Raw genomic sequence first — 14,900 nt, 5'->3', positions numbered from 1 at the left:
ATTAAAGTCTAACCTGGTTGCTAGCAACCAGGTTAGACTATTGACTCGAAGTTTATTCTAATCCTTCCTCATTCTTTTTATTCACTTTATCACGTTCACTTGCAAATTTAACAGCGAGATCTTTTACAATATCTGTTAATGTTTGCGGATCGATAAAGTCACGTTCTTCAGGCGGATAACTAGTTGCCAACTGGAAGTCTTTAATTAACTCATTAGCAACGGTACCAGCATATTTATCTTTAGCCCCCGATAATCGCTCAATCGTCATCATTTGATTGCGGGTTTCATTAATCGGTAATAATGATTCAGAGAAACTTTCTTTATCGCGGACTAATAACGGAGGATCTCCAACGTTGACACGTAATGGGCTAAATATGGTTAAGGCGCCTTCGACCTCTTCCTCGATTAATTCCTCAACCGGCTCTGGCTCATTAAAATTGTGGAATGCAATTAAAGCTGTTACACCGCGCTCAATAGGCTCTATTACGGTAGATTCACGTAATAGCTTACTTATGAGGGTAATTTCTTCGCTATCAGCCGTCTTATTAATCGTCAAATCACCACTTTCAATAATAGATTGGAATGAAGCTAATTGCTTTTGCAACTTCACTAAATATTCACCTGCTGGCGGCTCAACTTTTAAGAACTGGTTAATTTTTAATTGCTTAACTGGTTTGGGGTTCGCATAAAACATGCGAGCACGTACAATTTTTGATTTGAAGAATATATGCGCCTCACCCTCGGTTTGCTCTTTAAGGTCCAAAAGGTCTACCCGGGCTCTTTTTTCAAATGAAGAGCTCTTGCTATCCGCATAACTGTTGGACATCGTATTTTCTTTAGCCTGGAATGAGTCCACCTTAGTCACATAAGCCTCACCCGCAGTTTTGGTAAAGAAGTCCCACGTTTCGGTAGGGTCTTCCAGTTTCATACAAATTTTAATGTTGGTATTTGCACCGATGGATGCTGCCTCTTCTTTAGAAGCTTTTTGGAATGCAGGCAAATCTTGCCCTGCAAAAATCGCAGAGAATCCAAGAGAACGCGCCTGAGCAGGCACCACCGCAAAACCTTGCACTGCATAATATCCGTACTCATCAAGAATACACATATAAGGTGTAGGTGCATTAGTAGGCTTTCTTAAGATAACATCGCGGTAATCCCCTTCAACATCTTCCCCCAAACCTGCTGCCATCATAGCTTTTAAGGAAGACACAATAATCTTACCGAGGTTTGCCAACTCATCAGGAGATTTTTCTAGTGCAGGTAATAACACAACCAAAATTCTGCGATTCAAGATCACATCTTTAAAATCTACCTCTGCCAAGTTAGTACGAATGATGTGTCCATAAGTATCAGCCAAAGAAGAGAAGCTTCGTACGAGCTGCATGGTGATGAAACCATGTTGCTCTAATACTTGCGATACTTGTTTCCCTTTTTTCTCTTTATTGTAACCAGGCAAGGTATTCAAGTAGTTACGTAATGGGTCAGTAACCAATTTTGGAACCTGTTCAATGTTGACACTTTCCATATCATCACGTGGAAAGACTTTGTCAACCACAATTGATTCCAATCGGGTTAAGTCAAAATAGTTACGAATACTGTTCGCATCAAGAAGAATTGCACCTTCATCGCGCATGTAAACTAATAAACGCATTAAGGCTTCAACGAATGCGATCGCACGGCCTTTCCACATATCGCCATCGCCGCCTTGTTGGGAAGAACCCATCAAGCTCACCACCAGCTGCGTTAACATACTGGAAGAGCCCTGACAAAATGGATTAAGTGTATTCGATAATCTTTTTTCCTGAGGACCAACAATATCTCGCGCACCAGTCATGAAGTTAATCAGCAATAAATCATCTTCGCGCCCCATACTACGAACCATGGAAAAGACCTTCGCATAAAGCGAGTTATCCCCTTTTCCATCCACATAAATAAAACCACTACCTTGAACCAAGGCATTATAAGCAAGAGAAACTAAACATTCTGTTTTACCACTACCGGTTGAACCGAAAATCAACGCGTGAGTACGCATATCATCGTTGGCAAACCACAACTCTTCTCCACTTTTACGGTCATTACCAAAAAAAGCGATGCCTCGCGCAGTATTGGGCTTATTTACGCCAGGCTTCATGTCATTGTAATCTTTTACTCTAGAAATGAGTGGCAGTCTAAAAGGAAGTTTTTGCTTGCGTGTATAACTGTAAGCAAAGGCTCCTCCTCCAATGATCATTAATAAAGTTGCCACTTCTGAAATATAGAATGATGCGGCAGCCAGGGAAAAGAGAATAATCGAAACGTTTGTCGGATCAGCAAAAAAATCCGCCATCCTCTGCGTTAGGGTTCGCGTGTCCCTAAGGAGGAGGGTAGGATCTACTTCATGACGAGACTCAATACCACGCATCATGGTTCTAACTCCTGCATTTGACGAGGTGATAATTTAACTTCTTTCACTGCTACCTCTAAAGCTCTAATTGCTTCATCAATCATTGGCACTAAAGAACGTCGCCCCATTTCTTTCTCTGCACGCCAATGAGCAAAAGCACCTGCAACTTCCGCATAGGGTGTTTGTCTGCCTACACAATTCAACATATACCACAATCGTCTGTCAACGGGTTTTAACCATAAAAATTCGGAACTGGGAACAACCCCGTCTTGCCGAGCCTTCTCCAGCAATGAAGCCAGTACAGTTAAAGTATAGGCATGTTTTCCAATTAATTCTTGGATCTCTTCCGTATTTTTGTACTTTTCTACTACAGGTCTAGCCACCGAGAAATCAGGCTTTCCTTCAACAAAAGTACGGTCTAATACAGATAAGATGTTATTTGCTGCATCACGGTCACGATTTAAACGCGCCATAAATACACCAGCCAAAGCATAAGCCTGTGGCGAACAATGCTCAAATCCATCCCAATAAGGACCTAACTGTAAGGTAAAGACACGCTTTGCATCACCTCGTCGGACCCCTGCAGTCATTTCCATGCCGGGCACAGGATTATCCAACAGAGCATCATCTTTTTTTAATAAATGGTATTTACGAGCGAACTCCATAGGGGTTAACGCCATTGCCCAAGGGCCCACATTAACATCCTGGCTCACTAAATCTTCTTTAACTACTGGCATAATTGCTGGCCAATTAAATTGTTCCTGGGCGCGTAAGGACTTCATATCATGGGCTTTGCGGTATTTCAATTTAAGATTAGATTGATAAAGAACGATAGCCATCACCCCTAAGCCCAGAACGACGGGATAACGCATAAAATCTCCAACAGCACGCGTGGTATCCACAAGCTGATCCCAGTCTACGGCATTGGGATCTATTGTTTGCATCAGATAGATTAAACTGGTTAATTGCTCACTATGAATGAACAGGTTAACTAATTTCGCTTGTAAGATATTTATTTGAAAAACAAACATCACGATATATTGATGCCCTGTTTTCCAAACCAGGAATACCGTAATAAACAGCAGCACCGTAATCCATACGGGAGCCATGCCGCTATCGGTGTTTTGTTGTTGCGATTGTTGAGCCATTAATACGTACTTATCTTAGTTTCATTAATTCAAGTATATACTGCTCTGAGGCATTTTTGCGAGAAAATCAAAGGGAAAATGATTTAGTTCCCTTGTCCCCCGCTCTCACAGCCATAAAGTTAAGAATTTATTGCAGGTAAGGCCCATAGCCCAACAAGTATCAAGCCACACCAAAAGCCAGTGTTGGGTCAGGAGACAGGGTATGTTTCATTACTTAAGCCGATGCTTCCTTAAGTAAACGGCCACGATCATAGTGATATACGCCAGACACGTGTACAAAACGACTAATATTATCTAGATCTAGAGTCCTATCCTTCAAAGTCAATAAAAGATTACCTAGCTTATCGGATAAGGCTTTATCAGGAGGAAGAGCAATGACACCACTTTGATTAATAAAAATACCTAAATAAGCTTCATTGATCTTGTTTTCTTTAGTTTTTATGATTGCTTTGACATGCTCTTCAGAGGCATAGATAGGGCGCGAAATCATTTGTCGTGGTAAATTAGCAACAATACGCTCCCAAGACTGGATGTTTGAACCATCCGCCGAATAAAGCGAAACAAACACTTCTTGCTGTCCACTTCTTAATGCCATACGATTTGCTAATTGAGTTTCAGCTTGTATTTGTGCTTTAGTACGCGTACCTAGCTGATTCACAAAATTTTCACGAATGTGATTTAAATTTTTACCAATGGCACGTAAGAAATTAGACTCCTCCCAGGGGCCATTGTTAATGGCTTCGTCCAAGGCTTGGAGAATCGCTTCATTTTGTTGATCTGAGAGCACCTCTTTCATAACACCAACACTCATATCTAATGAGAGGTATAACCTCTCGAATTAAGCCACGAACAATACTTCATTATCTTCTATAAGAAGGAGTTGACACTACTGCTTCATCTGCCTCAGTGGTGAATTCCTGTTCCACTGTGATTTGCTCTTCAATTTTATTATTCACAACAGCATTTATTTTGTTATAACAGTTAGTTATGACTTCAGCAGCCCTTTTAGTAGGCTCAAAATCAGCTCGCACATGCGCAGCCTTTTCTGTCTGTGTTTTTGCAATATTAAGTGGATTCACTACTATCCGATGAGCATCTTCAGGTGTCATGGGAACCATCGCACTAACAGAAGCCAGTCCATTATTAGCAGACGTCACACCGCTAGTTTGGAAAAGAGTGATTCTATATTTATCTAAAGCTGCCATATTACTGCTCCTCAAAAAACTTGTACCTATAACCTGAGTCTAACAAAACAAATTATAAAGTGAACTCAAATTTCAATTTACTTTCGAATTCTTTACAATTCACTTAAAAATGACGCGCTTAGTCATACATTAATTCATCCAAGGGGGTATAATCTTTACTTGGACCGCCTTGAATTAATTCATTTACTACATCAGTCATGCACAACAAACGCAAAACATTAGGTGTCACTTCATCAAAAACTACACGCAACCCTAATAAAGCCCCTTCTGACTCATCAAATGTTGCACCCAAGCCATAACCTAAGCATAAAGAACATAACTGATCCGCTCGCTTGGCAATTGCAGGTAATAAACCAGTCTCTGCAAACACTTCGTCATAACTTACAAATCGGTCATTCAAATAAAACTTGGCATTCATACTTGCAGAGATGATGCCCATACATTGACTAATAGTTCGTTCCATTTATCACCGCCACCATGGTTGTGCAGACTTAATATTTCCGGCAAGGAAACCTCTTATCCAACGTAAAAATACCGGCACAGTAAAGCCATAATGTTCAATGATACCAAAAAAAATTGCGGAAATAAGTACAACAACCCCAGTCCAAATTCGAATATGCATTAGAAATATAAATAAAGGAAACGCGGCACGTGCATCCACCAGAAAGAAACGAGCACTGCGCGCAGAATCTCTCCAGTGCGCTGTTTCAGCAAAGCCCCCAGCTGCCATATACTTATGCCTCAAAAAAATAATTATCTATGGAAAAAGTATATACCTAAGATACTTCAAAATGCTAGTTTTTGTGCGACTTGTTTTCTATGGATGCGATGCGATAAAAACAAACCGTCATTTGTTTTTCCTATCATTTATCCATTGGCGTTAATTTTTTAGATGGTCCACCTAGAGCATTCATTAATACATTTTTCATATCAGGCTCTGGTCTGGCTGCAAGAGTTAATTGGGGCATGTCATCGCTTTGCGGTGCAGATTCAACGTCTGCTGGTCCGGCATGCCGTGGCTCAACAGCAGTAGATAGGCCTAATCTTCCTAATATTCTAGCATGGCTGCTCATCTAAAACTCCTCTTGCGACACATATAACTTCTAAAGATAACACAAATAGCTTAAGAAACTATTAAGGAACCAATTTTCTCAAAGCTCGTTACAGCAGCAAGCCCCCCATAGGATTATGCTCTTGCTCTGATTCTATATTCAGAGCAAGAGCATAATTCTGTCAAGAGATCTTTAAACGATTTTTTTTTACGCGTAAGCATCGATTGATTATTACTAAAATATACAAATTGTCTTCAAATAACTTAGTTCAGCATGCATTTTAAAAAATTTCTTCTGTTCACCGAAAATTCTATTGAGTAGTAGGTGCATTTTACGTTATGTTAAAACTACCTAATTACACAATTAGGCTTCATTTAAGGATAAAGGAATACAATTGCTCAGAACATTGCAGCAATTGAGAACTAGAGCAAAAGGAGAATTTGATATGGCTAGGGGCGAAGTTAAATGGTTTAATAATGCCAAAGGATGGGGATTTATTATTCCAGAACAAGGTGGCGATGATATTTTTGTTCACTTTTCATCAATTCATGGCACTGGCTATAAGACATTAGTCCCTGGACAGGTAGTAACCTATGAAGTGGGACAAGGCGATAAAGGTCTTCATGCGGCAAATGTGTTTGTAGTCACAGAAGCTGCCGAACTGGAAATGGCCTAATCAGTTAAGCGGCATTGTAATTGCCTAACTTCGGTTCGCGCCATAAAAGTCATTTACCTGTCTTTTATGCCAAACTTATGTTAATTAATAATGCCGCTCCGACTAAATTTTCCCCAGTTACTGAATTCAAAGCCAACTTCAGGTATGATGACCCTAATTTTATCAAGGTCAATATTGCCGAATGAGACGTGGTTTATTACTTATTAATCTAGGGACTCCTAAAACCCCATCTGTCCCTGCTGTTCGTAGTTATTTACGTGTATTTTTAACAGACAAACGTGTTATTGATTTGCCTGCGCTGCTTCGTTATATCCTGGTGTATCTTTTTATTTTACCCTTTAGAGCAAAACGATCCGCTCATGCCTATCAAGCAATTTGGAGCGAACAGGGTTCTCCTCTGCTGTGGCATAGCCAAAACTTACTAACTCGAGTTCAACAAGAATTAGGTTCTAAGTATGAGGTTGTCTTGGGGATGCGTTACGGTACCCCTTCAATTGCGGAGCAGTTGAATCAGCTCAAGCATTGTGAATCCATTACTATTTTACCTTTATATCCGCAATACTCTTCAGCTGCTAGCGGCTCATCTATTGAAGAGGCACTGAAGATTATTAGTTCTTGGGACTTAATTCCGTCGATAAAGGTGATCCGTGATTTTTTTCAACACCCAGCTTATATCAAGGCACAAACTGAGTTGATTAAAGAACAAGTTAACGAATATGAACATATTCTTTTTAGCTATCATGGCCTTCCTGAACGCCAAATTACTAAAAATAACTGCAAATCAATCTGTATTGATACCTGCCCAGTGATTTCAGAAATGAACCAAGGCTGTTATAAAGCCCAATGTCACCAAAGCAGTCGCTTATTAGCCAAAGAACTGCAATTATCAGAGCAGCAATACAGTACAGCATTCCAATCTCGATTAGGTAGAACCCCCTGGATAAAACCCTATACTGATGAAATGCTCAACCAACTTGCGGCTCAAGGAATTAAAAAATTAGTAATAGCATGCCCCTCTTTTGTCGCTGACTGTCTTGAAACATTAGAAGAGATCAGTATTCAGGCGAAACAACAATGGCTTGCTTTAGGTGGTACTCAATTAATTGTAGTGCCCTGTTTAAATGCTCACTCCCTATGGGTAAAAGCCATTGTAGATATCATTTGAGGAAATGTCGGGCCAGAGGCCCGACTTACGCTCACTGATTATGCAACAATGCCAGACAAACTGCGGGGTGTCGGCAGATGCGAACTCAGCAAACGGTTGCTTAAAACCCATTTTTCTTTAAAAATCACGATGCTTAGTTAATCCTCCGGTCTGAAATCAGCTACCTCTTGAACAGATACATTACCCACTACTCTACATCTAAATTTTCATGTACTATGGCGAAAATTGCACTTTTAAATTTATTTTTATCAGGAGGATTAGAGTGAAACGGATATTTATTTTATGGTTTTTTATAGTCACACAAGCAATTGGTGCCGTGTTTAGTCCAGAAGAAATAAGCAAATTAAAAACAAATTTTTTAGCAAACATTCATCCTAATGGTGCAATTGTCGCCTCCCCCTCACAACAAAATCCCAACTATTATTATGACTGGGTCCGTGATTCAGCCATTGCTATGAACCTAATTGAAACCTGGTATGAAGAAAATCACTCCTCAGCAAATAAGGAGCGCCTATTTCATTATGTTGCATGGACACGGATGATCCAGCATCAAAACTCCCCCCTTCCCGGACGAGATATTCTCGGGGAACCCAAATTCTATATTAACGGTTATCCCTTTGATGGTGCTTGGGGCAGACCACAAAATGATGGACCTGCAATAAGAGCAACTGCATTAATTCGTTTTGCCCAGCAATTATTAAATCAAAATGAAGTAGAGTACGTACAAACATATTTGTATAACAAAAGCATGAATCCACATGATATGAGCGTCATTAAGTTAGATTTGGAATACATAGCTCATCACTGGACGGATGAAAACTTTGACCTCTGGGAGGAGGTTTATGGCAATCATTTTTTCACCACTATGGTACAGCAAAAAGCTTTGCTTGATGGCGCCACACTGGCTCGCCGTATGGATGATGAACGTGCCGCTATTTATTATGAACAACAAGCGCGACTGATGGATTATCGTTTGTACCAGCATTTGGATCAAAAAAATCAGCTGATCCAAGCCACCCTTCCGCCTCATTTAGGCCCACAAAAAACTATGGAGTTAGATTCAGCAGTAATCTTGGGCATATTATTTAACCCTCAACGAGGGCTTTTAGCCCCTAATAGCATTTATGTGGAAAAAACCATTAATGCCTTACATACACAATTTAACCAAATGTTCCCTATCAACGAGAATAATTCAGGAGCTATTTTGTTCGGTCGTTATCCTGGGGATACTTATGATGGCTATCAAACCAACAGCCAAGGAAATCCCTGGTTTATTTTAACCGCAACCATGGCTGAGTATTATTACACTTTAGCGGATATGTTGCCCGCGAAACCAAACCAAAATGGGTTGATGAAAAAATACATTGACACAGGTGATGCCTATTTAGAACTTGTCAAAAAATATGCGCCTGATATGGATTTAGCTGAGCAAGTTAATTTAAATACTGGCGTTCAACAAGGAGCCAAATCACTAACGTGGAGCTATGTATCCGTTCTACATGCTCTTGAGTTAAGAAATAAGGTAACCGCTAAATTACAATAAAATCATCGAAGTACAGATATATCTCGTCAATATAACCTGGTTGCTCGCAACCAGGTTTTCCTTAAACAGCAATCAGTAACACAACCCAGCATTAGCGCAATATTCATCAATAAGGAGTTGTTTTTTAGTTTTCAGTTCAGGAAGTGCATTTTTCTGCTGTTCTTTTGTCCAAATATAAATGATATTTGGAAACCTCGCTTTTGACATGTGTATTTAATAAACCATATGGTTAAAAATAACCCCAACTTATTAGGGCTAGCCCAAAATAGTCCAATTTCATGACACTAATTGCTTGAATTTATTTTTCTTTAATTCGCAGCTGCACTAATTATCATGCCCTGAGTGGCCCCACTAAATCAGGAGAAAAAATAAGCCCAATGTGTTTATTTGACGACCACGCTTTACGAGACAATAATTATCTATATGGAAGCAGGCGAACAGGAGTATTGGTAATGGACATTATAGGACTAATAAGTAGTTTAATTGGTGGCGCTATTGGTGGTAATGCAACTGGTGCAGGATTAAAAAATTTAAGCCTCGGTACAATTGGTAATACAATTGCCGGGCTAGTCGGTGGAGCATTAGGTGGTTATATATTACAGGGAGTGCAACTCCTAAATAATCTAGGCATCGCGGATACAACTCTTGGTACTATTTTAGGTGACGCAGGTACCGGCCTGGTTAGTGGAGGTATTGTAACAGCTATAGTGGGTTTAATTAGAAATATGATGAGTAAATAGGCTGTTAATGACCTCTAGGGTAGAGGTATACGCCGGCTGGGCTAAAACAAAGCTCAGCCAGGGGCTAACGCTGAAACAGCTTTTGCCTCTCTATCGGTTTCATCTGCCCCCAACAAACGCAAGGGCTTCCCCGCCATCACATAGTTTTCTATTTGTTCCAAACTAATATTTTTGGTTTCAGGCATATAAAAATAACTATAAACAAACCCTAAAAAGCAAACAGCGCCATATAGAGCGAAAGTGAACTCAATGCCTAATGCGCTATGCAATAGTGGGAAACTAAAAATAACCACCGTATTAAACGTCCAGTTACTCATTGCCGATAATCCCATCCCGGCTCCGCGAACATGTAACGGGAAAATTTCTGCCATCGCAATATGTGGGATAGGGCCGACGCTGATTGCAAATGAGAAAATATATACGGTAAGGCAAATCATCGATAAATAAGGAAGCCATGCCACTTGGTTCAATGAAAACAGACTTAACGCGAGTAAACTTGCTCCTGTTCCGAGAAAACCTAAAAGTAAGAGCTTACGACGCCCAATTTTATCAACCCAGATAATTGCTAATAGAGTAACCAATAAATTAACCAGACCGATGCCAATAGTCGCCAATATTTGCCCTAAAGTACTACTTAATCCCAGATTCTTAAAAATTTCTGGTGCAAAATAAATAACTACATTGATCCCGCTTAACTGTTGCAAACAAAATAATAAAGTACCTAACAGGAGCACCGGCAAAAGAGGTTTCTTAAACAACAAGCGCCAACTTCCTTGTGTAGGCTCATGCATCAAGGTCGTCTCAATATCACGTAGTTCCTGTTCAATAAACTGATCTTTACGCAATTTTTTTAAGGCTTGGTTTGCCGCGTCGCGTCGCCCCACACTACATAACCACCGAGGGGATTCAGGCATAAATAAAATACCCATGCCCAAAACTAAAGCCGGAAGTGCGCTTGAAGCAAACATAATCCGCCAGGCTTGATTTTCCATCAATAAGTAATTCACTGAATAGGAACAAACAATCCCTACAGTCATTGCCAATTGATAAATAGCAACTACAGCACCTCGTTTGTTTAAAGGTGCGGTTTCTGCTAAGTATAGAGGCGCCATTACGGAGGCAACCCCAATTGCCAAGCCCAGAATTAATCGCGACACCTCCAACATCATAATTGAATCGGCAAAGCCGGCACCAAGTGCCCCACAAAAAAATAAGCCGCCCGAAAAAGACAATAAAGTACGCCGTCCGAAACGCTTAACCCCCCTTGAAGCCAGAACTATCCCAATCAGGATGGAACCCACCAATGCTCCAAAAGGCAAAGCAGCTGCCATCACGCCAATATCAGTTGCCGCTAATGCAAAATGATTTTTGACTAGTTCTAAAGAACCCGCAATAATTCCCTCATCATAACCAAATAAGAAACCTGCGACTGAACCAATAACTGCCACCATCCAAGTCATTATTCCTCCTTGAATCTTAACTCTTAATGTAATAGACCAGGTCTAGCCCCAACCACGTATTCCTTGTCGTGTAGAAAAACATAATTCAGTTATTAATGACCAATCATTTTTCTTAATCGCCTCATCCGGGACGATCCACGAGCCACCAACACAGGTCACATTAGGTAATGCCAAGAAATCGGCAAAATTTGACTCATTAATCCCACCGGTTGCACAAAACCGTGCTTGTGGAAAAGGTCCATAAAATGAGCGCAACATAGGGATCCCACCAGCAGCAACCGCAGGAAAAAACTTAAAGTGGGTATAGCCTAAAGCCAGTCCTTCCATAAGTTCGGAAACACTTGTCACTCCGGGAATAAACGGAATATTGCTGTTAAGCCCTGCTCTTAATAAATCTTGAGTAGAACCAGGACTAAAGGCAAATTTCGCCCCCATTTCCACAGCCTGTTCTAGGTGTTCCGGTGTAACTATAGTGCCTACACCAATTAGCGCCTCTGGAAAGGTCTGCACTAATAAACGCACAGCCTCAAGAGCTATTGGTGTTCTTAAGGTGATTTCCAGGGCATTCACTCCCCCAGCAAATAATGCAGTGGCTAAAGGGATAGCCTGCTCGATCTCTTTAATTTGAATCACCGGAATTACCGGTGAAGAACAAAACACTGTATCTGCTGGCACAAGCCAATTAGAAAATGACATCTAGGTCTCCTTTTCGTACCCGTTCAATCTGATCTAGCAAACGCTGCTTCAAATGTACTGCAGCTCCTAATATCCCAGGCTGTTTTGCAGTAATTACATAAGTAGGAATTTGCGCATTAAAACTACTGAATCGTCCTTTTTCTTCAAACCGAATCCTAAAATCACTATGATTCAATAATGGAAGTAAACGAGGAACAATACCGCCAGCGATATAAACACCACCAAAAGCTGCGAAGATTAATGCCAAATCGCCAGCATAAGCACCTAAAATGGCTAAAAATTGCGCCACCGTAGCCTCAGCAACTACCGACTCCCCTGCTAAGGCTAAAGCAACTACTTGTGCAGCCGACAAGGGCGTTTCATCCTGTTGATGAAACGCTGCCAGTGCACGATATAAATTCTCTAATCCTTGCCCTGATAATAAGCGCTCATAAGAAACATGGCCATATATTTTATTGAGGTAGCAGGCAATAAACCATTCTTGCTCTGTTTTTGCTCCCCAACTGACATGGCCACCCTCACCTCCATAAGCAATATAACCCGATTTTTGGGGAGTTAAATAAGCAACGCCCAATCCAGTTCCGGCCCCAAGAACTACACGCGTTTTATTTTTATCCGCAACGCCCTTGCCAAATTGCACTAACTCGGATTCAGACAATGCGGGAAGACTCATGGCGATGGCATTAAAATCATTTAATACTGTAAGCTCAGATAAACCCAACTTTTGTTGCAACTCTTTAATTGAAAATTGCCAATGAGCATTCGTCATACAAACCTCATCACCTAATACAGGACAGGCAATTGCAATAGCTACTTGGGTAATATGTTCTAATCCATGTTTGCGTTGATACGCCAATAATACAGATTCAAAACTGCGGTATTCAACACAGGAATAAATTTCAATTGTATCGATAACCAGGGTATCTAAACGTACACGACTAAAACGGGCAAAGGTTCCACCAATATCCGCTACGATCGCATATAAGCTAAACTCATCAAGCCTCATAAGCTGACTCTCTTCCCTGAAATAGACTACAAGCCCCCTGCTCTGCGCCAGTAAACTGGGTACGTAAGCTGCCAAATAATTCTCGCCCTGTGCCATAATAAAGACCATCAGAACTCATTACAGCAGCCCGGCGTAAACTTAATTCATCCTCGCTAACAAGCAATTCTAACTGGCCTTGTTCTCCATCAATAATAATCATATCCCCCGTTTCAACTCGGGCCAACACGCCATTATCTAAAGCCTCAGGGGTCACATGAATTGCGGCGGGAACCTTACCCGAAGCCCCCGACATACGTCCATCAGTAACTAAAGCGACTTGATATCCTTTATCCATCAATACACCCAATTTCGGTGTTAACTGATGCAGTTCGGGCATGCCACAGGCTTTAGGCCCTTGAAAGCGTAAGACAACAACACAGTCTTTATTCAAAGCACCCTGTTTGAACAGTAATTCAAATTCCTCTTGGCTGGAACAAACCACCGCCGGCGCTTTAATTTTATCTTTCCCCTGAGCAAGACCAGAGGTTTTAATCACAGCGCGGCCAAGATTTCCACCCAATACTTGTAAACCGCCATGCGCTTTAAATGGTGTTGTACTTGCCGTTAACACCGCTTCATCTTTTGAAACATTGGGCCCATCAATCCAATGCAATTGCCCATTGTCTAAAATGGGTTGGCGAGTATAGCGCTCTAATCCATGCCCCATTACCGTATGCACATCTGCATGCAACAATTGAGCATCCAATAAGGTGCGAATAAAATAAGCCAAACCACCGGCGCGTTGAAACTGGTTCACATCTGCAGAACCATTAGGATAAATTTTCGCAATTAATGGCGTTACTGCCGATAGTTGGGCAAAATCATCCCAATTAACGGTATAACCGGCCATCGCAGCAATAGCAATTAAATGCATGGTATGATTCGTCGAGCCCCCGGATGCTAATAGCGCAACAATCCCATTCACGATATTTTTGACATCCATTAGCTGGCCAATTGGCAAATACTGCTCCCCTAAATCAGTAAACGCCAACACTTGCTGTGCTGCTGCTTGCGTTAAGGCGTCACGTAATGGGGTTCCTGGATTAATGAAAGATGAGCCAGGAAGTTGTATTCCCATCACCTCAATCACTAATTGATTTGAGTTCGCTGTTCCATAAAAAGTACAGGTTCCCGGAGAATGATAGGAAGCAGATTCAGCTTCCAACAAAGCCGCTTTGTCTACTTTCCCTTCGGCATATAATTGACGAACTCGCGCTTTTTCTTGATTCGAAATGCCTGATGGCATTGGTCCGGCAGGAACAAAAATAAACGGTAAATGGCCGAAACTTAAAGCAGCCATTAATAATCCTGGGACAATTTTATCGCAAATTCCCAACATTAGGCCGCCATCAAACATATTATGCGATAAGGCTATTGCCGTAGACATGGCAATCACATCTCGACTTAACAAACTCAACTCCATTCCTGGCTGACCTTGGGTAATCCCATCACACATTGCCGGAACACCACCAGCAAATTGAACAACACCGCCAGCAGCTGCAATTGCTTCTTTAATCAAATCAGGATAACTCACATAGGGTTGATGTGCGGAGAGCATCTCATTATAGGCAGAAACAATGGCGATATTTGCTTTGTTCACTCCCGTCAAATTGGCTTTGTCTTTCAGCGCACAGGCAGCAAAACCATGTGCTAAATTGCCACAATGCAACATTGTTCGTTGTGGACCACGAATGCGAGCCTTTTCCATCTGCTCTAAGTAGAACGCACGACTACGTGTACTGCGTTCACGAATGCGGGCTGTAACTTGGTCAACTACTGGGTGCATT

At 41.2% G+C, this 14,900-nt stretch carries 15 protein-coding genes; 4 read left to right on the top strand and 11 right to left on the bottom strand.

All coding sequences use genetic code 11. From position 1 onward, the window contains the following. Positions 1–52: 52 nt before the first annotated feature. From J2N86_RS02020 to J2N86_RS01990, 7 genes are all read right to left on the bottom strand, one after another. Positions 53–2,404 (bottom strand): TraM recognition domain-containing protein, encoded by a 2,352-nt coding sequence (locus J2N86_RS02020; protein WP_252580583.1) that lies wholly within the window; start codon positions 2,402–2,404, stop codon positions 53–55. Further along, positions 2,401–3,531: a type IVB secretion system coupling complex protein DotM/IcmP gene (icmP, locus tag J2N86_RS02015; RefSeq protein ID WP_252580581.1), complete on the bottom strand. Its 1,131-nt coding sequence runs from the start codon at positions 3,529–3,531 to the stop codon at positions 2,401–2,403. The genes J2N86_RS02020 and icmP overlap by 4 nt, the downstream gene beginning before the upstream one ends. A gap of 214 nt (positions 3,532–3,745) precedes the next feature. Further along, positions 3,746–4,327 (bottom strand): Dot/Icm secretion system protein IcmQ, encoded by a 582-nt coding sequence (icmQ, locus tag J2N86_RS02010; protein WP_252580579.1) that lies wholly within the window; start codon positions 4,325–4,327, stop codon positions 3,746–3,748. Positions 4,328–4,391: 64 nt separating this feature from the next. Next, positions 4,392–4,736 carry a hypothetical protein gene (locus J2N86_RS02005; RefSeq protein ID WP_252580577.1) on the bottom strand — a complete coding sequence of 115 codons (345 nt, stop codon included), beginning with the start codon at positions 4,734–4,736 and terminating at the stop codon, positions 4,392–4,394. 118 nt (positions 4,737–4,854) lie between these two features. Beyond that, positions 4,855–5,199 carry a type IV secretion IcmS family protein gene (locus tag J2N86_RS02000; protein WP_252580575.1) on the bottom strand — a complete coding sequence of 115 codons (345 nt, stop codon included), beginning with the start codon at positions 5,197–5,199 and terminating at the stop codon, positions 4,855–4,857. Between the two features lie 3 nt (positions 5,200–5,202). Next, the gene (gene icmT, locus J2N86_RS01995; RefSeq protein WP_252580573.1) at positions 5,203–5,466 is read right to left on the bottom strand and encodes an IcmT/TraK family protein; all 264 of its coding nucleotides are present in this window, start codon (positions 5,464–5,466) and stop codon (positions 5,203–5,205) included. 133 nt (positions 5,467–5,599) lie between these two features. After that, the gene (locus J2N86_RS01990; RefSeq protein WP_252580572.1) at positions 5,600–5,809 is read right to left on the bottom strand and encodes a hypothetical protein; all 210 of its coding nucleotides are present in this window, start codon (positions 5,807–5,809) and stop codon (positions 5,600–5,602) included. A gap of 424 nt (positions 5,810–6,233) precedes the next feature. Here J2N86_RS01990 and J2N86_RS01985 point away from each other — a divergent pair, with 424 nt between their 5' ends. The 4 genes from J2N86_RS01985 (at position 6,234) to J2N86_RS01970 (ending at position 9,912) form a co-directional block, all read left to right on the top strand. Further along, a complete protein-coding gene (locus J2N86_RS01985; protein WP_252580570.1) occupies positions 6,234–6,464 on the top strand; it encodes a cold-shock protein in 231 nt (76 codons plus the stop codon). A gap of 181 nt (positions 6,465–6,645) precedes the next feature. Next, positions 6,646–7,629 (top strand): ferrochelatase, encoded by a 984-nt coding sequence (gene hemH, locus J2N86_RS01980; RefSeq protein ID WP_252580568.1) that lies wholly within the window; start codon positions 6,646–6,648, stop codon positions 7,627–7,629. A gap of 208 nt (positions 7,630–7,837) precedes the next feature. Then, positions 7,838–9,172, top strand: coding sequence for a glycoside hydrolase family 15 protein (locus tag J2N86_RS01975; RefSeq protein WP_252580566.1), 1,335 nt, complete (start codon positions 7,838–7,840; stop codon positions 9,170–9,172). Positions 9,173–9,624: 452 nt separating this feature from the next. Beyond that, complete coding sequence (locus J2N86_RS01970) at positions 9,625–9,912, top strand: hypothetical protein (RefSeq protein WP_252580564.1); 288 nt, start codon at positions 9,625–9,627, stop codon at positions 9,910–9,912. 53 nt (positions 9,913–9,965) lie between these two features. Here the strand turns inward: J2N86_RS01970 and J2N86_RS01965 are convergent, their stop codons facing one another. Genes J2N86_RS01965 through edd form a run of 4 tightly spaced genes read right to left on the bottom strand, consistent with a single transcriptional unit; the run spans position 9,966 to position 14,899 of the window. Beyond that, complete coding sequence (locus J2N86_RS01965) at positions 9,966–11,372, bottom strand: sugar porter family MFS transporter (protein ID WP_252580563.1); 1,407 nt, start codon at positions 11,370–11,372, stop codon at positions 9,966–9,968. 42 nt (positions 11,373–11,414) lie between these two features. Continuing rightward, positions 11,415–12,068: a bifunctional 4-hydroxy-2-oxoglutarate aldolase/2-dehydro-3-deoxy-phosphogluconate aldolase gene (locus J2N86_RS01960; protein WP_252580561.1), complete on the bottom strand. Its 654-nt coding sequence runs from the start codon at positions 12,066–12,068 to the stop codon at positions 11,415–11,417. Next, positions 12,055–13,074: a glucokinase gene (gene glk, locus J2N86_RS01955; protein ID WP_252580559.1), complete on the bottom strand. Its 1,020-nt coding sequence runs from the start codon at positions 13,072–13,074 to the stop codon at positions 12,055–12,057. Before glk ends, J2N86_RS01960 begins: the two co-directional genes overlap by 14 nt. Next, entirely contained in the window at positions 13,064–14,899 is a 1,836-nt protein-coding gene (edd, locus tag J2N86_RS01950; protein ID WP_252580557.1) for a phosphogluconate dehydratase, read from the bottom strand. Before edd ends, glk begins: the two co-directional genes overlap by 11 nt. Between the last annotated feature and the right edge of the window lies 1 nt (position 14,900).

It is taken from the genome of Legionella lytica, from assembly GCF_023921225.1.
Lineage (GTDB): Bacteria > Pseudomonadota > Gammaproteobacteria > Legionellales > Legionellaceae > Legionella > Legionella lytica.
The sequence above is the reverse complement of the archived record's forward strand: the minus strand, read 5'-3'. Positions and strand labels throughout refer to the sequence as shown.